This window comes from Paratissierella segnis (genome assembly GCF_014385195.1).
Classification (GTDB): Bacteria; Bacillota; Clostridia; order Tissierellales; family Tissierellaceae; genus Paratissierella; species Paratissierella segnis.
The window spans coordinates 18431-41130 of sequence record NZ_JACRTG010000002.1; the positions used below are offsets into that span (position 1 = coordinate 18431).

At 32.2% G+C, this 22700-nt stretch carries 20 protein-coding genes; 18 read left to right on the top strand and 2 right to left on the bottom strand.

The features are described 5' to 3' along the window. Positions 1–55 precede the first annotated feature (55 nt). The 12 genes from noc to H8707_RS00525 all read left to right on the top strand — a co-directional run bounded on the left by noc (position 56) and on the right by H8707_RS00525 (position 11693). Positions 56–841, top strand: a complete 786-nt coding sequence (gene noc / locus H8707_RS00470; RefSeq protein ID WP_262428180.1) for a nucleoid occlusion protein — start codon at positions 56–58, stop codon at positions 839–841. Positions 842–989: 148 nt separating this feature from the next. Beyond that, complete coding sequence (locus tag H8707_RS00475; protein ID WP_262428181.1) at positions 990–1760, top strand: ParA family protein; 771 nt, start codon at positions 990–992, stop codon at positions 1758–1760. A gap of 113 nt (positions 1761–1873) precedes the next feature. After that, complete coding sequence (locus H8707_RS00480; protein WP_262428182.1) at positions 1874–2746, top strand: ParB/RepB/Spo0J family partition protein; 873 nt, start codon at positions 1874–1876, stop codon at positions 2744–2746. 48 nt (positions 2747–2794) lie between these two features. Further along, positions 2795–3691: a PhzF family phenazine biosynthesis protein gene (locus tag H8707_RS00485; RefSeq protein ID WP_262428183.1), complete on the top strand. Its 897-nt coding sequence runs from the start codon at positions 2795–2797 to the stop codon at positions 3689–3691. A 54-nt stretch (positions 3692–3745) separates the two neighbouring features. Continuing rightward, complete coding sequence (locus H8707_RS00490; RefSeq protein ID WP_262428184.1) at positions 3746–4384, top strand: cyclodeaminase/cyclohydrolase family protein; 639 nt, start codon at positions 3746–3748, stop codon at positions 4382–4384. A gap of 104 nt (positions 4385–4488) precedes the next feature. Continuing rightward, the gene (gene ade / locus H8707_RS00495; protein ID WP_262428185.1) at positions 4489–6213 is read left to right on the top strand and encodes an adenine deaminase; all 1725 of its coding nucleotides are present in this window, start codon (positions 4489–4491) and stop codon (positions 6211–6213) included. A 16-nt stretch (positions 6214–6229) separates the two neighbouring features. Then, positions 6230–7387, top strand: a complete 1158-nt coding sequence (locus H8707_RS00500; RefSeq protein ID WP_262428186.1) for an aminotransferase class V-fold PLP-dependent enzyme — start codon at positions 6230–6232, stop codon at positions 7385–7387. Further along, positions 7388–7906: a DUF4446 family protein gene (locus tag H8707_RS00505; RefSeq protein WP_262428187.1), complete on the top strand. Its 519-nt coding sequence runs from the start codon at positions 7388–7390 to the stop codon at positions 7904–7906. 16 nt (positions 7907–7922) lie between these two features. After that, positions 7923–8819: a diacylglycerol/lipid kinase family protein gene (locus tag H8707_RS00510; RefSeq protein WP_262428188.1), complete on the top strand. Its 897-nt coding sequence runs from the start codon at positions 7923–7925 to the stop codon at positions 8817–8819. 212 nt (positions 8820–9031) lie between these two features. Continuing rightward, on the top strand, positions 9032–10543 hold the full coding sequence (locus tag H8707_RS00515) for a peptidoglycan DD-metalloendopeptidase family protein (protein ID WP_316699564.1): 1512 nt from the start codon (positions 9032–9034) through the stop codon (positions 10541–10543). A gap of 111 nt (positions 10544–10654) precedes the next feature. Next, on the top strand, positions 10655–11476 hold the full coding sequence (locus H8707_RS00520) for a purine-nucleoside phosphorylase (protein WP_262428189.1): 822 nt from the start codon (positions 10655–10657) through the stop codon (positions 11474–11476). Positions 11477–11519: 43 nt separating this feature from the next. Continuing rightward, on the top strand, positions 11520–11693 hold the full coding sequence (locus H8707_RS00525) for a hypothetical protein (protein WP_262428190.1): 174 nt from the start codon (positions 11520–11522) through the stop codon (positions 11691–11693). Positions 11694–11817: 124 nt separating this feature from the next. Here H8707_RS00525 and H8707_RS00530 read toward each other — a convergent pair whose 3' ends face one another. Continuing rightward, positions 11818–13095: a S8 family peptidase gene (locus H8707_RS00530; RefSeq protein WP_262428191.1), complete on the bottom strand. Its 1278-nt coding sequence runs from the start codon at positions 13093–13095 to the stop codon at positions 11818–11820. A 135-nt stretch (positions 13096–13230) separates the two neighbouring features. Beyond that, the gene (locus tag H8707_RS00535) at positions 13231–15918 is read right to left on the bottom strand and encodes a calcium-translocating P-type ATPase, SERCA-type (RefSeq protein ID WP_262428192.1); all 2688 of its coding nucleotides are present in this window, start codon (positions 15916–15918) and stop codon (positions 13231–13233) included. A gap of 427 nt (positions 15919–16345) precedes the next feature. Here H8707_RS00535 and H8707_RS00540 point away from each other — a divergent pair, with 427 nt between their 5' ends. From H8707_RS00540 to H8707_RS00565, 6 genes are all read left to right on the top strand, one after another. After that, positions 16346–17035 carry a response regulator transcription factor gene (locus H8707_RS00540; RefSeq protein WP_262428193.1) on the top strand — a complete coding sequence of 230 codons (690 nt, stop codon included), beginning with the start codon at positions 16346–16348 and terminating at the stop codon, positions 17033–17035. A gap of 3 nt (positions 17036–17038) precedes the next feature. Continuing rightward, positions 17039–18823, top strand: a complete 1785-nt coding sequence (locus H8707_RS00545; RefSeq protein ID WP_262428194.1) for a sensor histidine kinase — start codon at positions 17039–17041, stop codon at positions 18821–18823. A gap of 78 nt (positions 18824–18901) precedes the next feature. After that, complete coding sequence (locus H8707_RS00550) at positions 18902–19384, top strand: hypothetical protein (RefSeq protein ID WP_262428195.1); 483 nt, start codon at positions 18902–18904, stop codon at positions 19382–19384. Positions 19385–19414: 30 nt separating this feature from the next. After that, a complete protein-coding gene (locus H8707_RS00555) occupies positions 19415–20833 on the top strand; it encodes a YycH family regulatory protein (protein ID WP_262428196.1) in 1419 nt (472 codons plus the stop codon). An 11-nt stretch (positions 20834–20844) separates the two neighbouring features. Continuing rightward, positions 20845–21699, top strand: a complete 855-nt coding sequence (yycI, locus tag H8707_RS00560) for a two-component system regulatory protein YycI (protein WP_262428197.1) — start codon at positions 20845–20847, stop codon at positions 21697–21699. A gap of 139 nt (positions 21700–21838) precedes the next feature. Beyond that, a complete protein-coding gene (locus H8707_RS00565) occupies positions 21839–22633 on the top strand; it encodes an MBL fold metallo-hydrolase (RefSeq protein ID WP_262428198.1) in 795 nt (264 codons plus the stop codon). Positions 22634–22700: the final 67 nt, after the last annotated feature.

A 22700-nucleotide genomic window follows, 5' to 3' on the forward strand; every position in this document is an offset into this window, starting at 1 on the left:
CCTTATATATTGAATAATTGGAATAAAGACCTATTGAAAAGAGAGGTATCATATTTTGAAAGAGATAATAAATATTCCAATTAGATTTATAAAACCTAATCCATATCAGCCAAGAAAAAATTTCAATTTAAAATCTTTAGAAGAATTGTCACAGTCTGTAAAAACATATGGAATTATCCAGCCAATCAGCGTAAGAAAGCTAAGCCATGATTCTTACGAACTAATAGCAGGAGAAAGAAGATTAAGAGCTGCAGAGATAGCAGAACTTACGGAAATTCCGGCTATAGTTGTTGATTATAGGGATAAAGATTCTGCGATGGTAGCATTGGTTGAGAACTTACAAAGAGAAGATTTAAACTTTATTGAAGAAGCAGAGGGATATTATAATTTGATTGAAGATCACAATATTACTCAGCAAGAATTAGCCGAAAAATTAGGAAAGTCTCAATCTACAATAGCTAATAAATTAAGGATATTGAAATTACCACCGGATATAAAGAAAATTTTAATTGAAGAGAAATTAACTGAACGGCATGGAAGAGCTCTGTTAAAATTACCGGATGACAATTTAAGAAGGATAGTACTAGATAAAACTGTAAATAATAATTTGAATGTCAGTGGTACTGAGACCTTAGTAGAGGACATATTAGATAATTTAAGAAAAAAAGATGAAAATGTTTCAAGTCAAAAAATCAAATCATTAATTAACGTAAGAATTTATCTGAATACAATCAAGAAGGCATATAGGGCAATAAAGGAATATGGGGTTAAGGCAGAATACAATGAAGAAGATAAAGGAGACTTTTATTTAGTTTCTATAAAGATACCCAAGACAAGTTAATTCAATACTTGAAAGATAATGTTCCACGTGAAACATAAATAAAATGTTCCACGTGGAACATTTTTTCTTTAATTTTATCTTTTTTCATTTTGTATTAATTTAAATTTCTGATATTATATAATATAAGAAGAATTTTCGAGGTGTTGATATGGGCAAAATAGTTGCTATATTTAATCAAAAAGGTGGAGTAGGAAAAACTACTACAAGTATAAATTTATCATCGGGTATAGGTAAAATAGGAAAGAAAGTATTGTTAGTTGACATTGATCCTCAAGGGAATTCAACTAGTGGTTTGGGGATGGATAAAAACAAGGTAGAACATATAATATATGATATTCTTGCCCTTGATTTACCTATAGAAGATGGAATCTTTCCAACATCTGCTGAGAATGTAGATATAATACCCTCAAATAATCAATTAGCAGGTTTAGAAATAGAATTGGCAAGGGAAGGAGATTGGGAGATGATGCTAAGAAAAGAATTAGCTAAAGTCAGGGATGATTATGATTATATATTTATAGATTGCCCGCCTTCCCTTGGCATACTAAGTGTTTTAGGACTTATTGCTTCAGACAGCGTAATCATTCCCATACAATGTGAATATTACGCATTGGAAGGAGTGAGTCAATTATTTGATACAATAGAACTGGTAAAGAAAAACTTTAATCCTTCCCTTGAAGTAGAAGGTGTTGTATTAAGTATGTTTGATGGTAGGACAAACCTCTCTATACAAGTAGTGGATGAAGTCAAATCATTTTTCAAAGGTAAGGTATATACAAATATAATCCCGAGAAATGTTAGACTAGCGGAAGCTCCTTCATACGGACTATCTATAATGGATTATGATGAGAAATCAAGAGGCGCGGAAGCGTATATGGATCTGGCAGAAGAATTTTTAGATTTGCAGGATTTGGATTGACCTATTAACCTTACGGGAGTGGATGAGGCTAAGGAAACAAAACTGGTGACCAATTAATGAATTGTTGCTTTGAAAGTGTTTGGTTTGATAAATGTAGGAAAGGGATGATATAAATGACTCAGAAAAAAAGAGGTCTAGGGAAAGGTCTTTCTGCATTAATATCTGATAAAGCTTTAGTTGATACTATATTAAGTGAAGAAGAATATATAAATGATAATATTGTTTATTTAGAAATTGATAGTATAGTATCTAAAGAAGAACAGCCTAGAAAATATTTTGATGAGGAAGCCTTAGAAGATTTAGCAAATTCTATTAGACTTCATGGAATAATACAACCTATAATAGTAAGAAGAGCTGATGAAAAATATGAAATTGTTGCCGGAGAAAGAAGATGGAGAGCGTCTAAAAAAGCTCAGTTAAAAAAGATACCTTGTATTATAAAGGATATAGATATAGAAACAGCTTCTAAAATTGCTTTAATTGAAAACGTTCAAAGAGAAGACCTGAATCCAATAGAAGAAGCTATAGCATATAAAAGAATCATGGACGAATATAATTTAAAGCAGGAAGAAATCGGGGAGGCTATAGGTAAAAGCAGAACGTATGTTGCTAACTCCATAAGATTATTGAATTTACACGAAAAAGTTATAGAATATATCTATGAGGGAAAATTAAGTAGTGGACATGGAAAAGCTTTATTGGGAATAAAAGATAAAGATGAACAGCTGAAGGCTTGTGAAAAGATAATAGATCTTGGCTTAAATGTCAGAGAAACAGAAGCCGAAATAAAACAATCCAAAACGAAGCCGAAGAAAAAAAGAAAGATCAAACCTAAAGAATCATATATTATTGATTTAGAAGATCAGTTAATGAGATCTTTGGGAACAAAAGTTAATCTAATTGTGGGCAATAAAAAGGGCAAAATAGAAATTGAATATTATGGTGATAATGACTTAGAACGGCTTATAGACTTGCTTATGCAATGATGTTCCACGTGAAACATTTATTTTGAAATCATGAAAGGATGAATAAAAATGGAGATAAATATATTCCAAGTTGATGCATTTAGTTCCAAGCCTTTTGGAGGTAATCAGGCTGGTGTTATACCAAATGCTAAGTGGTTAAAGGAGAGCGATATGCAAAAAATCGCAAACGAAATCAATCTACCTGAAACATCATTTGTAAGGCAAAGGGATGATAATCTATTTAAGATCAAATTTTTTACTCCATTATGCGAAGTGAACTTATGTGGTCATGCAACCATAGCAACATTTTATACCTTAGCAGAAAAAAATTATATAAAGCCCATTAGAAATGGCATTAAAAAGGTATTCATGGAAACAAATATAGGCAGATTTCCAGTGGAAATAAGATACGAAAACAGCGAGCCTAAGTATGTAGCTATGGAACAAGGGAGACCTAAAACAATCAGCAAAATAGAAAATTTTAATGAATTGCTGGATATTTTAAATTTAGAATTATCTGATATAGGAGTAATAGATGAATTTATTGATCCGGAAATTATATCTACCGGGCGATTGGATATTATATTGCCTATAAAAGAGAAGGAAATATTGGATAATATAAAAGTGGATTTTTGTGAATTATCGAATTATTGTAAATCAATGGGTGTAATTGGAGTACATGTTTTTCATATTCCTGAAATTAATTCTCATAAAATATATGCTAGAAATTTTGCTCCGTTAGTAGGTATCAATGAAGAAGCAGCAACGGGAACTGCCAATGGAGGTTTAATCTACTATTTAAAGAAGAATTCATTAATTAATGAAAATTTAATTACAGTGTCACAGGGAGAGTCATTAAATAGATTGAGTGAAATATATTGTTATATTGACAAAGACAAAGACGGCTTTATAGTAAAGGTAGGTGGCAAAGCTAATATTACCATGGAAGGAATTATAAAGTTTTAAAATCTAGAGAAATTTTATAGATATAGGATAAAATATGATTTGGAGGGGTATTGAATGCTAGTTGAAAAAACAGTAAGGGAGTTTATTGATGAGACAAAAAGCGGCAATCCAACACCGGGCGGAGGTAGTGTTTCTGCATTGATTGGAAGTTTAGGCGGAGCATTAACAAATATGGTGGCAAATCTTACCATAGACAAGAAAGTATTTGAACAAATTCCTGAAAATGCTAAAGTTAAGATGAAAGAAAATTATATGGAACTTGAGAAATCAATAGAGAATTTAGTCCTTATAATAGACAAGGATGCAACTGCTTTTGATAGTGTTATGGATGCATTTAAATTGCCTAAGAGTACCGATGAAGAAAAATGGATTAGATCAAAATCTATCCAAGAAGGATATAAAAAGGCATTAGAAGTTCCGCTTAATTGTGCAGATGAATGTTATAAGGTACTTAAACTTCAAAGGGTATTTGCAGAATATGGAAATGTAAACGCAATTACAGATGTTGGCGTAGCTGCACTTTTAGCCTATTCGGGAGTAGAAGGTGCATTATTTAATGTTACTATAAATTTAAAAAGCATAAAAGATGAAGAATTTAGATTAAATATAGAAAATAGGGTTGATACTATATTAGTAAATAGCAAAAAACTCAAAGAGGAACTTCTAGAGATAGTATATAGAAGATTAGGTTAAGAGAAGGCATCCCTTCTCTTTTTCTTTAAATAAAACGAATAGAAGGCTTTTATTGTCTTTAGAAATATTGTATTATTAAATAAAATAAATTAAGAGGTAGCAATATGGAAAAAAACGAAATTAGAAATTTAATCATAAAAGCAAAGGGAGAAAAGAAGTCGGAATTAGTTATTAAAAATTGTCATGTGGTAAATGTATTTACAAATGAGATTATAAAAGCAGATGTTGCTATAGATAAAGGTAAGATAGTAGGTATAGGAGAATATCAAGGTTTAGAAGAAATTGATTTAAAAGAAAAATATCTAATACCAGGATTTATTGATAGCCATGTCCATATTGAGTCATCAATGTCCACACCTTCACAATTTGCTAGGGCGATAATTCCAAGAGGCGTAACATCTATAGTTGCAGATCCCCATGAAATTGCCAATGTTAAGGGAATTGAGGGGATAAGATTTATGATTGAAGACAGTAAAAAAACTCCTTTAGATGTTTATTTTGTACTGCCCAGCTGCGTACCTGCTACATCCTTTGAAAATTCCGGTGCAATCTTAGAAGCCGATGATTTAAGAGAACTTATGGATGATGAAAATGTCATAGGACTGGGTGAAATGATGAATTATCCGGGAGTTCTGAACTTAGATGATAAGATATTGGATAAACTTGAATTAGGTAGTAGAAAAATCATAGATGGACATGGTCCAATGATATCGGGCAAGGATTTAAATGCCTATGTTGCCGCAGGAGTTAAAACAGAGCATGAATCATCAACATTGAAAGAAGTTGAGGATAGGCTAAGACTTGGAATGTATATTTTAATTAGAGAAGGCTCTGCAGCAAAGGATTTAAACAAAATAATTTCTGCTGTTAATAAAGATAATTTAAGCAGATTTTTATTTTGTACGGACGATAAACATCCGGAAGACCTGCTTAAAGATGGCAGCATTGATTTTAACATAAGATTGGCAATTAAAAGTGGTGTAGAACCGATTGATGCAATTAAGATAGCTACGATAAATGCTGCATTGGCATATAACCTTAAAGGGAAAGGTGCTATTGCTCCCAATTATGATGCTGATTTAGTTGTTGTAGATAATTTAGAAGATTTTAATATATTTGAAGTATACAAACATGGGAAGATTGTAGCTGAGAATTATAAGCCTTTATTCGAAAGCAAATCATATTCACCGGACTATATGAAACACTCAGTACGCATAAGAACAATAACTGAAGATGACTTAAAAATCAAAATGGAAGGAAATATAGCCAATGTAATTAAAATTATTCCAGAAAGCCTTGTTACAGAAAAAGTGCAAAGGAAAGTTTTAATTAAAGATGGATATTTTGCATATTCTGATAAGGATATATTAAAATTGGCAGTCATTGAAAGACATAAATTAACCGGCAATATTGGTGTTGGACTTATCGAAGGCTTTAAATTAAAAAATGGTGCTATAGGAACAACAATTGCCCATGATTCACATAATATTATAGTAGTAGGGGATAACGATAGAGATATATTAAGGGTTGTTAAACATCTAGACGATATTGGCGGGGGCTTACTAATAGCATCTCAAGGAGAAATAATAAAAAGTTTAGCTTTAGAAATTGGAGGAATAATGACTTCCAATGCAATCGAAGAAACCAATGAATCATTGAAAGAAATGATGGATATGGCATATAATAAATTGAAAGTTAATAGGGATATTGACCCATTTATGACTTTATCATTTATGGCATTACCGGTAATACCAAGATTAAAGTTGACTGATATGGGCTTATTCGATGTTGAAAGTTTTAAATTTGCGGATGTATCGGTAAAAGATTAATTGTGAGGGTGATTAGATGGTATATTTTGATAATGCGGCAACAACATATCCAAAGCCGGATGTAGTATATGAAAAAATAATGACTGCAATGAAAGAATATGGCGCAAATCCCGGTAGATCAGGACATAAGATGGCATTAAAGATAAGCAGGGGTATATTTGAAACTAGAGAATTGCTTGGGAAACTATTTAATATAGATAATCCTTTAAATATCGTCTTAACCTTTAATTGTACAGAAGGGTTAAATTTAGGCATTAAGGGATTGTTAAAACCCGGAGATCATGTAATCACAACGTCAATGGAGCATAATTCTGTATTAAGGCCCATTAAATCTATGGAGAAGCTTGGTATAGAACATACAATAGTGAAATGTGACAGTAAGGGAAGACTCAACGTATCTGATGTTGAAAGAAGCATTAAAAGCAATACTAAATTAATAGTAACTACCCATATTTCAAATCTTACAGGTACCATAATGCCGATAGCCGATATCGGCGAATTGGCTAAGAAAAGTGGAATAGCATATATGGTAGATGCGGCACAATCTGCCGGTATATATGATATAGACGTGGAGCGTATGAATATAGATCTGCTGGCGTTTCCAGGACATAAGGCTCTTTTTGGACCACAAGGTACAGGAGGACTTTATATTAGGGACAATATAGAATTGACCGATCTTTTTCAAGGGGGTACAGGCAGTGCATCTCATCTGCTTGAACAACCGAATATACTCCCCGATAGATATGAAAGCGGCACTGCAAATGGACCGGGTATCGTAGGTCTTGGAGCAGGTATAGAATATATATTTGGAAAAGGAATCAATAACATAAGAAAACATGAGGAAGATCTAACAGAACATTTTATTGAGGAAGTGGGCAAAATAGATGGTATAAAACTCTATGGGCCTTTAAACAAAGAAGAACAGTTAGGAGTTGTATCTTTAAATATTAAAGATGCCGATTCATCTGAGGTTTCTTATATATTAGATGAAGAATATGATATAGCAGTAAGACCTGGACTTCATTGTGCGCCTTTGGCTCATAAAAGTATAGGAACATTTGAACAAGGTGCAGTTCGGTTTAGCTTTGGGTTTTTTAATACACATGATGAAATAGAATATGCTATAAGAGCATTGAAGGCAATTGCAAAGGAAGTACAGGGAGGAAATATATAGATGGTATATATAAGAGAGTTTATTTCTGCTTATTTTATTGAAGTGATTTTAGGATTAGTTATAGCAATTTTAATTTTATTTATTTTATTATTAATTACACAAAGCAAAATTAAAAAATCTAAAGAAAAATATAATTCATTTATGAGAGGATTAACAGGTGTTAATATAGAGGATTTATTAATTCACATAGATAAAGATATAAGAGATATGGAAAGAGATATAAATCTAATAGAGAATAGCATTAGTTCATTTGATGCTAAACTTGCTTTTGCAATCCAGAAGATAGGGTTTATAAGATACAATGCTTTTGATGGGATTGGAAGTGAATTAAGCTTTTCCATTGCCTTACTGGATAATTTTCAGAATGGTTTTGTACTAACAAGTATCTATGGCAGAGAAACGTCAATTAGTTTTGCAAAACCGATAAAAAATGGAGAAAGTAATATCCCTCTATCGGCAGAAGAGTTAATAGCCATTGATAGAGCAATAAAAGGAGAAATGCAAGAGAAATCAATCTAGTGAGGTGGTAAAATAGATGAGAAATATACTATTTATCGTAAATCCTATAGCAGGCGGAGGGAGAACTAAGGAAATAGTGCCAATCATAACAGAAAGGATGACGGAAAACAATATTGAATATAAAATTATATATACAAAACGACCTAAAGAAGCTATTAACATCTCTGAAGAAAATGTAGACAAGTTTTCGGTAATCGTAGCAGTAGGTGGCGATGGTACTATTAATGAGGTAGCTAAAGGAATAATCAACAAAAAAAAGGGAATATTAGGTATTATACCAGGGGGAACTGGTAATGATATGAGTAAATCCTTGGGATTATCACAAAATCCAATTGAAGCATTGGATGCAATTATAGAGAATACTACCAAAAATATAGATATAGGAATAGTTAATGGGACTTTATTTCTTAATATAGCCAGTATTGGTTTTGACGCAGAAACGGTAAAAAATACTGAAGTTATAAAAAAGAGAATAAAAGGTAAAATTGCATATATATTAAGTGTTTTAATTACGCTTTTCACCTATCGGAGAAGAGATATTTCTTTAATAATTGATGGTAAGGAATATCAAAGAAACTTTCTACTCATTGCAGTAGGCAATGGCAGCTATTATGGTGGGGGCATGAAAATTCTTCCAATGGCTGAAATAGATGATGGGTATTTTCATGTTTGCATTATTAAGGATATAAAAAATTGCATGGTACCATTTTTATTCCCATCTATTTTTAAGGGTAACCATTTAAGATATTCTAAGTATGTCGATATATTCAAAGCTAATAAGGTGATAATAAAAAATGAATCAAATGTGATTATAAACTTAGATGGGGAACTTATGAATAACGATAAAAAGGATATAGTATTTGACTTTATGGACTATAAGTTAGAAGTTATTACTAATGGATTTAAATATTAAATATTAAATATTTTTAATATTTTACAAACTGCCAACTTTAAAATTTTCAGGATGTTGGTATTGCTTATCTTGATGATATGAATTGCCTTATCAGTCCTATATAGTATGGCTTTTTAATAAGGTTGATATATATTTATACTATGATATAATTATTACGTTATAAAGATTACAAAATGGTTACAAACTCAAATCTCTACTAAGGAGGAAAGCTTATGATTGAACAAAATCCATCAGAACCAAATACTTCAAATAGCAACAAGATTATGGTTTTACTTGATAAGCTAAAGAAAATAGACATTAAGAAAATAGACATAAAGAGATTCGATATAAGAAAATTAAAAAAATTTGACATAAAGAAATTAAAAAAATATGATTTAAATGAAATCAATTTTCGGAGAGTTCTAATCTTATTTATGGTAGTTGTGATGGCTGGACTAGGTTTCACGGGTTATAAAATAAACGAGATAAGGACAAGGGGATTTGATGTATTCTTAGGAAGTGAGCTCTTAGGTAAAGTAAGGACCGAAGAAGAAGCAGTATCTGTAATGGCAGATATAAAGAGAGAACTATCAAATACATATGATGTAGATGTAGTATTGGATAATGAGTTAAATTTTGAGGCAACTCATTGTAAGGAGAAGAACTTGATATCCGATACTGATTTAAGAAATAACATAAAGTCTAAGATTAACTTCGTAGTCAGCGGATATTCTTTGCAGGTTAATGGAGAAGAAGTTGGGGTACTTAAACATGAAGAAGATGCCCAAGAAATATTGGATAAGATAAAAGAGCCCTTTGTAGATATTAAGGATGATGAATCGAAAGTTAAAGAAATAAAATTTTTAGAAAATGTAAATGTAGCTAAAAAGGAAGTTCCTTTAAATAAAATTGCGAATTCTGATGACGTGATTAAGTATTTACAAACCGGATCTGAAGAAATTAAAACTCATGTAGTTGAAGTTGGTGAAAGTTTTTGGACTATAGCAAAGATGTATGATACTACAGTTGATGAATTAGTCGAGGCAAATCTTGATAAAGATCCTAAAAAACTTAAACCCGGGGATGAAGTAAAATTACTTGTACCTAAATCTAAAATTACAGTAGCTACAGTGGAAGAGATAGAATATGTTGAGGATACAAATTATGAAGTGCAAGTCGAATACGATAAAAACATGTATGCTAATCAGAAAACGGTTAAGGTAGAGGGTAAAAGAGGAAAATCAAAAATTGTTGCAAATGAAATAAGACACAATGGAATGTTATTTGAGCGAGAAATAATCAATGAAGAAGTAATTGAGGAACCAATTGACGAACTTGTAGTTAAGGGAACTAAAGAAGTACCAAAAACAATTGCAACAGGAAGCTTTTTAATGCCGACAAGAGGGAGAATATCTTCAAGATATGGTATGAGATGGGGTAGAATGCATAAAGGCTTAGATATAGCGGCAAGCTATGGCTCAGCTATAAAAGCAGCTGATGGCGGAAAGGTAACATTTACAGGAAGCAAAGGCTCATATGGGAATTTGGTTGAAATAGATCATGGAAATGGATATAAGACCAGATATGCTCATTGCAGCAAAATCTTGGTTAAAACCGGAGACAAGGTTTATAAGGGACAGCATATAGCCAATGTAGGTAATACCGGAAATTCTACGGGGTCTCATCTTCACTTAGAGGTTCTTAAAAATGGAGTAAATGTAAATCCGGCCAATTTTGTAAAATAGAAAATCGAAGGTTTAGCTGTACACTTTATACTTGGTGTGCAGCTTTTTGTAATTCTATAAATTTTATTTTAATTTGATTTATATAATATATCAGAAAAGAGGAGATAAAGCTTGAAATACAATTATGGATATTTTAAAGAAAGTGCAGATTATATACTTAGTAAAATTGATTTTAAACCTGAAATAGCTTTGATTTTAGGATCTTCTCTAGGTACATTATCTGAAGAGATAGAAAATCCTGTGGTCATTGAATACAAAGATATACCTAATTTTCTAATGACAACTGTTGAGTCTCATGCAGGTAAGCTTATTCTAGGAGAATTAGGTGGTAAGAAGATTGTTTGTATGTCTGGAAGATTCCATTATTATGAAGGATATGATTTTGAACAATTGGTTACGCCAATAAGGGTATTTCATCTATTAGGAGTAGAAGCTGTTATCCTAACTAATGCAGCAGGTGCTGTTAATACTTCTTATAGTCCCGGAGAGATAATGATAATAAAAGATCATATAAAATTAACAGGAGCAAGTCCGGTTAGAGGGTTAAATATTACAGAATTTGGGCCTAGATTTTTTGATATGTCAAAGGCTTATACAGAAGAATACAGGCAATTAGCTAAAAAGGTTGCTAGAGACTTAGGGGTAAAAATTAATGAAGGTGTTTATTTTTATTGTTCAGGACCTCAATTTGAAAGCCCTGCAGAAATACGAGCAATTAGGATTTTAGGCGGAGATGCAGTAGGGATGTCAACGGTAACGGAAACTATAACTGCTGCTCATTGCGGTATGAAGGTATTGGGATTATCACTTATCACAAATATGGCAGCAGGTATATTAGATCAACCTTTAACCACAGAGGAAGTGGATGAAACTGCAAAAGAAGCTGCTAATGATTTTAAGGTTTTAATGAGAGAGATAATCAAACAAATGTAGAATATTAAAAATATGATGAAATAAGGGAGAGAGGATGTGCTGTATGCCTGAGGATTGTTATCTAAAAGAGAAACAAAGGGGATGCAAAACGGCAGAACATTTGGAGTTTGTTTCAGAAATATATTATTTAACCAAGGCTTTAGGAGGTCCCAATATATTAACTAAAGAACAAATGGATGAAGTCATGAAGAAATTCAACACTTATAAATATAGATAATTTACAACCTTATAAAAAATACTTGGAGGTATCCTCCAAGTATTTTTATGATTTTGGATTATAAGGAATTGAAAAGTGGAAATCTCTCGACTGTGTTCGAGATAATACAATAATGAAGCATTGATTATATTTTCGAATCCAACAAGAAAAATATAATCAACAACATAACTAAACTTTCTAATAGATCATCCCTATTTCCACTTATTGATTCCACTTCATTTTTTTCAACTGAATCGCCTTGGAACAACGCTTTTAAATTTAACATTCCAGCTCCTTGACTATCAGGGCTGTTGTTTAGATCTAAGCATGATTTAATCAGCATATTTTTTACTTCATTGTGAGTCAGATTATTATCTTTGTTTAATAATAACGCAATGCTTCCTGTTACCAATGGTGTTGCCATTGAAGTGCCGCTTAGAGATGAATAACTATCTAATTTTGTGTTGGATAGGGATTTTATATTTACTCCCGGCGCCACCAAATCAGGTTTATTAATTCCTTCCTTTGTAGGGCCTCTACTTGAAAATTTTGCTATGGTGTCGTCTTTAATATCAATAGTCCTTTTATCATCTACGGCACCAACCGTTATTACATTTTTATTTACACCAGGGGAAAGAATCGTATTCTCATTTGGTCCGCTATTACCTGCAGCAGTTACAACTATTAGGCCTTCGGAAATAGCTCTATCTACCGCTTTACATAGAGGGTCTTTGTTGCTGGGATTTGTAGCGGGAGTTCCTAAAGATAAATTTATCAATTTTATATTGAGCCTATCTTTATTTTCTATGACATAGGAAATCGCTGAAATGATATCTGAGGTACTACCGCCGCCGTTTTCATCCAATGCCTTAATTCCTACAATGTTTGCTTTAGGAGCGATTCCCGATAGTTTGCCTCTTGAAGAATACCCATTACTTGCAATAATTCCTGCTACATGAGTGCCGTGACCATTATCATCATATGGAGTTTTTTTGTTATTAACAAAATCCTTGAAATCAACTATCCTATTAATTGGTTTGATTAAATCATCATGAGGTGCTACTCCTGTGTCTATAACGGCAACAGTTATCCCTTCACCTTCGAAGCCTTTATCATGGGGGAAATATGCTTCCATTGCAGCTGTAGAAATATCCAATTGAGTATAAACTTGTGAATCAAAACTAATATAGTCTACTTCAGGACTGGTGGATAGCCTATATATCATATCTGTAGACATTTCTCCGGCGTATCCATCTATTATAGACAATTCTGATTTTAAAGATGTTGCAAAGCTTTTTATACTCTGCCTTAAATTATTATATACTTCGTTAAATTGTATTATAACGGGGACTTCCTCTATTGTTTGAGCCATTATCTTAGAGCTTAATATTGGACATAGCTTTTCATTATTTCCTCTTCTCAATATAACCACCTTCCTTTCTCTATTCTATGCTTCAAAAATTTAAAATGTGATAAATTTATAATTTATTGCGTTAAATGAAAAAAAGTAGCGGATTGATGATTGATGATCCGCCACTTTTTTAATGTTAAATGTTATTTAATGCTTTTTATGAACAATTAATTTGACTATTTCTCCAATCAATAAAGGAAGAAAAGCAAAAGCCAAGATAATTTCCCAATCAGTAAATCCTAGTGGAAATGTATGGAATATTGGATTTAAAAATGGTATATATATTACCACTAACATCAGTATAAAAGAAAAGGTTGTTCCATATACAAGGGTTTTGTTTGAGAAAACGCCAATTTCAAACATAGTATAATGTGTTGACCTAGTGGAATATGCTCTCAATAATTCAGCAGTTATCAATGTAGTAAAGGCAATAGTTCTAGCCTCAAGTATATTATCTAAACCATATCTGTAAATTCCCCACCAATAAGCAGATAATGCTGCAATTGCAATTGCAATGCTTTGGAAAACAATGCCTATTACCATATGTTTATCCAATATGGGTTCATTAGGGTTTCTGGGGTTTTGTGACATTATATCCGGATCTCCTTTTTCAACACCAAGAGCTAAGGCTGGAAAACTATCAGTCACTAAGTTTAACCAGAGTAGCTGAATCGGCAATAAGGGAACCGGCAGATTCAACAGTATACTTACAAATACCAGTAATATCTCTCCTATATTACAGGATAATAGGAAGAACACAAATTTCTTGATATTATCATAAATTATCCTGCCCTCTTCCACCGCAGAAACAATACTTGCAAAATTATCATCGGTAAGAATCAAATCTGCTGTATTTTTAGCAACGTCTGTTCCTGTAATGCCCATAGAAACACCTATATCTGCTTTTTTCAATGCCATAGCATCATTTACGCCATCACCCGTCATTGCAGCGATATTCCCATTTGCCCGTAATGCAGAAACGATTCTAACCTTGTGCTCTGGAGAAACACGAGCAAATACTTTCACCTTTTTAACTATTTCTTTTAGATCTTCGTCGGAAACATTATCTAATTCTTCGCCCATCATTGCTTGGTCTTCTGTTTCAGCCATTCCTAAAGCCTTTGCTATAGCGAAGGCAGTTTCTTTGTAGTCACCGGTAATCATTATTGTATTTATTCCTGCTTCTTTACACTCTTTAATTGCGTCCTTTGCTTCCGGTCTAGGAGGATCAATCATTCCAACAAGGCCAACAAATATCATATTTGTCTCATTATTTTCTGGTGATATATTAGAAGGCAAGTCATCATATTCCCTAAAGGCAAAAGCTAGGACTCTCAAAGCATCCTTAGCAAATTTACTATTTATTTCTAATGCTTCTTTTTTTAATTCATCTGTAAAAGGCACAACCTTGTCTTCTATTTTAATAGAACTACACCTTTTGATGATTATATCAGGAGCACCTTTTGTAAAGGATACCATTTTTCCCGGTATAAAGTTTTCATGAAAAGTAGTCATCATCTTTCTACCTGAGTCAAATGGGATCTCTTCTATTCTGATGTAGGATTTATTAATCTCATTTGTTATATTAGCTTTTCCGGCTAAAGTAACCAGTGACCCTTCAGTAGGATCTCCTATTATTTTATATAAATCATCTGATTTATCAAGTTTCGCATCATTGGTCAGCATACCTATTGAGAGCAATGTATTTAAACTTTCAATTGAATCAGTAGAAATTACTTCACCTTCTATTTTAAATTCACCGGTAGGGTCATATCCGGTGCCGGTTACATCCAGTATTTTATCATCAACATAAACTTTAACTACTGTCATTTCATTTTGAGTCAATGTACCTGTCTTATCAGAGCAAATAACAGTAGTACATCCTAAGGTTTCTACTGCTAAAAGTCTTTTAACTATAGCATTCCGTTTGACCATTCTATTCATACCGATAGCCAATACAATCGTTACTATAGCAGGCAATCCCTCTGGAATAGCTGCTACTGCCAGACTGATCGCAACCATAAACATTTCAAGCGGCTCTCTTCCTTGAAGTAGACCTATAACAAATACAAGAATACATATTACAATTGTAGAAATACCCAAAATTTTCCCCAATTGGTTTAATTTCTTTTGCAAAGGAGTCGTTTCATCTTCAAATGACTGTATCATTGTAGCTATTTTACCTATTTCGGTATTATGTCCAGTGCCTACCGCTACGCCTTTACCTCTGCCGTAAGTGACTATGGTGCTCATATAAGCCATATTGTGTCTGTCACCTAATGAAACTTCCTTGTCAAAAGATTCATTAGCTTCCTTTTCGGATGGAACCGATTCTCCGGTTAGGGAGGCTTCTTCAATTTTAAGATTTGAACTTTCAATAAGCCTCAAATCTGCAGGAATTATATCTCCGGTTTCCAATAAGACAATGTCACCTGGAGTCAATGTATTGGCAGGTACTACTATAACTTGTGAATCTCTTATGACTTTGGCATTAGGAGATGCCATCTTTTTTAAGGCATCCAGGGCTTTTTCTGCCTTGCCCTCTTGATACATACCTAAAAAAGCATTGACAACTACAATTGCCAATATAACAATAGCATCGCTAGATTCACCAACAGCGATAGAAATAATTGCTGCTCCAATTAGAATTAATACAAGAAAATCGGAAAATTGTGCTAACAATTTTGAAAAAAAGGACCGCCCTTTTTCTTCTTGTAATTCATTTAGTCCATATTTTTCCAGCCTCTTACTTATTTCGTTTTCCTTTAAACCCACATCGGATTCTACATTCAATTCGGATAGGACTTCTTCTTTACTTTTTAAGTACCATTCCATAAAAACCACCTCTCTTTTTCCTAACAAATTTTTCTAACAATACTACTAGTATATCATTTTTTTAATATAAAAAAACAAAAAAAGACCTTTGTTTATGATTATCATAAACAAAGGTCTTGCTTCCTAATAGAGGTCAGTTAACCGGGATTAACCGTATTGACGATTAACTAATTATAAGCTACTCCCCTTTGATACTATTATTATATGCTAAAATTTTATTTTAATCAACAAAAATATTAAATATTATGGAATTAATAAGTATTTGACTTTAGCTAAGCCTTAGTAGATAATCTATATATAGAGACAAATTAAGGCATAGATATGATAATCATTCTAGAAATAATAATGAGTTTTATGATACATACCATATATAGGGAGAGATTCCAACTCTCTGTTAATTTTTATACTATTAGGAGTGGATTAATAAATGAGTGACAAGGTGTTAGTAGTTGATGATGAAAAAGCCATTGCGGATATTATAAAGTTTAATCTTGAAAAAGAAGGATATCAGGTAGAAACAGCATATGATGGAGAAGAGGGGTTGGAGAAGGTAAAAAGTTTTCAGCCTAATTTAGTTGTCCTAGATATTATGATGCCTAAAAAGGATGGATTTCAAGTATTAAAAGAAGTCAGATTATCATACAAATTTCCTGTAATAATGCTGACAGCTAAAGAAGAAGAAGTGGACAAGGTATTGGGACTTGAGCTTGGCGCCGATGATTATGTGGTCAAGCCTTTTAGTATGCGAGAGCTGATTGCACGAATAAAGGCCAACCTAAGAAGGGTAGACTATTCAAGTATCAAGGGAAATACCAATGTAATAAAGTCGGATGAATTGGAAATAGATTTAGTAAAATATGAGGTTTTAAAAAATGGTAAAGTTGTAGAATTGACATTAAGAGAGTTTGAATTATTGAAATTTTTAGCATCGAGTGCAGAGCAAGTCTTTACTAGGGAACAGCTTCTGGAGGAAGTGTGGGGTTATGAATACTATGGTGATATTAGAACAGTTGATGTTACTATAAGAAGACTTAGAGAAAAAATTGAAGATAATAATGGAGAATTTAAATATATATTAACCAAAAGAGGAGTTGGCTATTACTTCGGGAGGGGGTAATCCATGTTTTCCAGTATTAAATGGAGATTCATTGTAATATATTTTTTATTAGTATTTATTGCAATGGTTATAATAGGAATATTTATTGTGGATAAATTGGAACAGCACCAAATAAACAGTGTTATCACTTCGATGGAATATAAATTGGAAAACATTGCAAGCTATTCAACTTATCTAACTTCCGATGACTGGGTTGCAAACAGAGAAGAAATACAAGATACAATAACTGAGTATGCATCAAGTGCAGAAACCCTTTATGTTATTTTAAATGAAGATATACCTACTATCATAGCATCCTCATCTAAACAAAATGATAGAATTATCGGCGACAGTGCATTTCAGCAAAGATTTATTGATCCTACATTAGTTCTGAAAGCCTTTGAAGGGGAAACGGCAGTAAATAAGGAAGTTATAGACAATATTCCGTTAGAACATGTTGCATATCCGGTATTTTCAAGTAATGGTAAGGTCAAGGGCATACTTTATATGACCTCGGATTTAAAAAATGTGTATGCTACCGTAAATGAATCTAAGACTATCTTGACAAATGCTACATTTTTGGCTTTAGGTATTACAGTACTTTTAGGATTTATGATTGCCAGCAGTATTACAGAGCCAATACATGATGTAACCAAAAAGGCCGAGGAAATGGCAATGGGAAATTTCGATCAATTTGTTGAAGTAAAGTCCGACGACGAAATCGGACAATTGGCAAATATGTTTAATCATTTGACCTTAAAGCTTAATCAGACAATTCAGGATATGGATTTAGAAAAAAGTAAGCTTGATACGATATTCAATTATATGGCTGAAGGAGTTGTTGCCATAGATAGAAACGGCAGCATTATACATGCTAATCCAATAGCTATAGAATTGTTGAATTTAGGGAATAATTTCAATGAAAAGGTATTTAATTTATCAGATATCAATTTAGGTAATATAAATTATAATATAACAAATAGTCTAGAAGGAGATGTGATAACTGAGATAAATTCTCAAGTATTTAAGGTAAAGTATGCGCCTTTTAAAAATGAAAAAAATGATATTGGCGGACTAATTATAGTGTTCCAAGACATAACCCGCGAGCATAGATTAGATAATATGAGAAAAGAATTTGTAGCAAATGTATCTCATGAATTAAAGACACCTATTACTACTATAAAGAGCTATACGGAAACCTTAATGGAAGATGATATAGATAAAAATACAAAAGATAGATTTTTAACTGTAATTGATAGCGAATGTGATAGAATGACAAGATTGGTCAGAGATTTATTGCAATTATCAAATTTGGATTATAAAAAAACCAATTGGAAAAAGGTTGAAATATCTACCGGAGAAATAATACGGGATATAATTTCAAAATTGGATTTATTGATTAAGGAAAAAGGACATAGGCTAATATTAAATATAGAGGAAGACATTCCCAATGTAGTAGTTGATAAAGATGGTATTGAACAGGTTATACTAAATATTATATCTAATTCCATAAAATATACTGAAGACAACGGTATAATAGAGATAAATAATTATGAAGCTGAGGGAGATGTGGTAATTAGCATTAAGGACAATGGTATTGGCATTCCACAGATGGATCAAAAAAGAATATTTGAAAGATTTTATAGGGTTGAAAAAGGCAGAAGCCGGGATTTGGGAGGAACAGGTTTAGGATTATCTATTGCAAAAGAAATAATTGAAGCGCATAATGGAAATATAGTACTAAATAGTGAACCAAACATAGGAACAGAAGTTATAATTAAATTGCCAACAAGTGTAATTCAATCTTAATTGTGCTGTAATAATTCTGTAATATATTTACTATATAATTAAATTGCATTAAAGTAAGTTAAAGAAGGAGGTATGGATATGTGGAAAAAGTTTGTTTTATGCGCACTAATATGTTTTAGTTTAATAAGTTTCAGTTCATTGAGTTTCGCCGTAGATGCTAGTAAATATCAAGTTCTAAAGCCTGATAAAGAATCCTATTCTACTGCGGATAAGGTAATACTATTTAATGGAAAAGCTCCTTCGGGGACTGAAATTATGATAGATGTCTATGGTACAACCGATATTGATATAGAGAAGAAAACATTTAATCTTGATAAGCTTCCAACGGAGAAAGATTATATTTTAGTAATTTCAGAAAAAGTTACCTCAGGCAATTTGGGATTTTTTCAAAAGCAGATGGATTTAGTAAAAGGAATTAATAAAGTTGTTGTAAACTTTGGAGTAGAAGGTGTTGAATCAAAGGAATTTATTGTATATGTATATGATAAGGCTAAAACCGACAACAGATTGAATGTAACGGGAGATTCAAAATTATCTGAGGTTTTACCGCTGTTAAAATAATGCCAGTCATTTGGATAAGGAGATGATACTATGAGAGAAAGAGTCAAGACTATTCTCCTTTTTTCTTTGGTATTATTAGGTATTTTTTTGACTCAGAAATTGTGGATACAATTACCGGGAAATATATTTACAATATTTGAATCTAAAGAGAAATTGTCATCATCCTATTTGCTATCGGATATGATAGCACCCAATAAGTATCTTTTAAAATTTAATAAAGGAAAATATACTCTGGTATATGAAGATAAATATAAACTATGGGATAATGCTATGACTTGCCTTAAAGTACTTTTGGGGTCGGATAAGATAAAATTTGAGGAAATCACAAAAGAAGAATATTTAAAATATCAGGAACAAAGATCCCTTGTCTGTTATTTTCCGGAGATGGTAAATACCTATATATTGGCAAAGGCTTGGGATGTTAATTCCCCTAATAATATTGTGGATACTATACCTAATATAACTGATATCTATATCTTTTTAGGTAATGGTGATCCTTTTTTTATTTTTTCATTGGGTGATAAACATGTAAAAGCTTATGACAATGAATTGGATACAAAAATATTAAAGAATAAATTAACAAGTATAGAGGATTACGAAAATTTCGATTATTATTACTCCATGAGGGAGGTCCAAGGGACACAAAAAGATATTTATATACCTTATGAAATTAAAAATAGTTTACCGGTTGTATATGTGACAAACGAAATTGCTTTCTTAGATAGAACAGAAAAGGATTTGCTTGCTGAGGAATTCTTTTCTACAAACATAGAAAATATACAAGAAATAGTTGAAGCTAATGGTTCATCTATATATGTATATGAAAATAGGTTTTTAAAATTAAGTATGAATGGATTGTTGGAGTATTATCATCCTCTTGAAGAGAAGGTAACTGAAAGAAATTTGTATATAAGTTTATCTAATGCAGCTGATTTCATCAATGAAAAGACTAAAGCTGAAAAAGGAATGTATTTAGCAAAGGTTGAGGGAATCGAATCTGAAGAGAGTTTTGGATATAGATTTACATTTAGATACAGAATAAGGGGTATTCCAATTATACTTGGAAACAAGGAAGTAGGAGAATATATCCAGATGGAAGTTTTTAATAATCACATAAGAAGCTATAAACATTTTATAAGGCGAGAAACGGATATTAATTTAAACCCCATTGTTGATGGAAGAAAAATGTTAACATCTTATGACGTAATTGACCAGAATGCTGAATTTTTGGTTGAAAGATATCTTGAATCTAAAAATATGACTAGAGAAGAAGTGGGAGAAGAAATAATACAAGAGGTCACATCATCTATTGAAGATATTACTCTGGCATATTATGATCCTTGTCTTAAGGACAAGGGAGAAAAATTGATAGGTGTATGGACTATTAGATTTGGTGGCAAATTATATGCTTTTGATGCATATACCGGGACTCTAGTTTTTGAAAGATAGATGGTGATGATATGGATTGGTCTAAGGCAAAGTCTATATTGATTGTAGCTCTAATAATAACAAATATATTACTTGGGTTGATTTTATACCAAAGTGAAAGAAATATGGATCCAACCCTTAAAAAGGGATTTATTGAAGATGTAGTTAGACTTTTGGAGGATAAGGGAATTAAACTCGATACGGAAATTCCAAGAAAAATTCCTCAAATATCATGGCTGACTGTTGAATATGAAAATGTGGAGCCAGATATAATAAATAAAAATTTCTTTAATGACAAAGGAACTATAAGTGAGAGTGCAGAGGAAATTGTAGATATAGGTTATAATGATGAATTAATTACAATCACAAATGAAAAATTGTTAATGTATCAATCCAAATCGGATAAAATTATATATGATATAAAAGATGAAGATGATGCTGTTAATATAGCTATGAACTTTTTAAATGATAAGAATTTCTCCACAGAAGATATGAAATTATCATATATAAGGCAAGTAGATGATGGATATAAGATTGAATTTACTAAATTGTATAATAGTAACTTTCTGGAAAATTCCTATACAATTATACATGTGGGAAATAAAGGGGTAGTTGAAATGGAAAGGAAATGGCTAAACGTTGTAGATGTAGGAGAGAAGCCATTAAGCATTTCCTCAGCTCCCAAGTCAATTTTAGGATTATTGAGCATGGAAGATGCATATGGAAGATGCATAAAGGATATATCAATATGCTATTATTTCGAACCTGAAAAGAATGCTTACGTCGATAATCCGGATGAAGCTAAACAAGGCAGAGCGACTCCGGCTTGGAGGATTCAATTTGATGACGGACATAAAGTTTTTATAGATAGTTACAATTATTACTAGAAGGAAATTTATTTCCTTTTTTTTTTAAAATAAAAGAACTATGGGATTTCAAAAATGGTATTATATAATTTATATGTTGCTTATTAGAGGTCTTTTTTATTATAATGTAATAAGATACAAATAGAAGGCGGGAAAAGTCATGTCGATTAAATTTTGTTCACTCTCCAGCGGAAGCAGTGGCAATTGTCAGTATATAGAAACTGAAAATACCAGAATTTTAATAGATGCAGGATTTAGCGGAAAGAAGATTGAAACTCTTTTAGGATCAATTGGGGTGTGTCCAACAACCTTAGATGCTATATTGGTAACACATGAACACATTGATCACACCATGGGGGTAGGCGTTCTTTCCAGAAGGTATGATTTACCTATATATGCAAATTCAAATACATGGGTTGGGATGGATCCAATCATCAAGAAGATAAAGGAAAAGAATACTAAGGTTTTCAATACAAACAAATCATTTAATTTAAATGATCTATACATACATCCATTCAATGTATCCCATGATGCAATGGAACCTGTAGGCTATTTGGTGTATTATAATAACATTAAAATTAGCATTATAACGGATACCGGCTGGGTCAATGACAGCATGAGGGAAAGTATCAAAAATTCACATTTATATTTTATGGAATCAAATCACGATGTTGAAATGCTTAGGGAAGGCTCATACCCATACCCTTTAAAACAAAGGATAATGAGCAATATAGGGCACTTATCAAATGTTGATGCAGGTAATGTTTTAGGGGATGTATTGTCGGGAAATGGAGAGATTGTGCTTCTTGGACATCTCAGCCAAGATAACAATAGACCTAAGCTGGCATATGAAACTGTAAGGAGCATAATCTTAAAACAGGGATTGGATGTAGACAACAATATAAGATTAAATTTATCCTTTAGAGATAAGTCTACTTGTGTATATAGTTTGTAATATGGGGAATTATAGTGAAATATTAAGTTATATTAGGCAATTAAACCAATTTAAAAAGAGAGTTTTG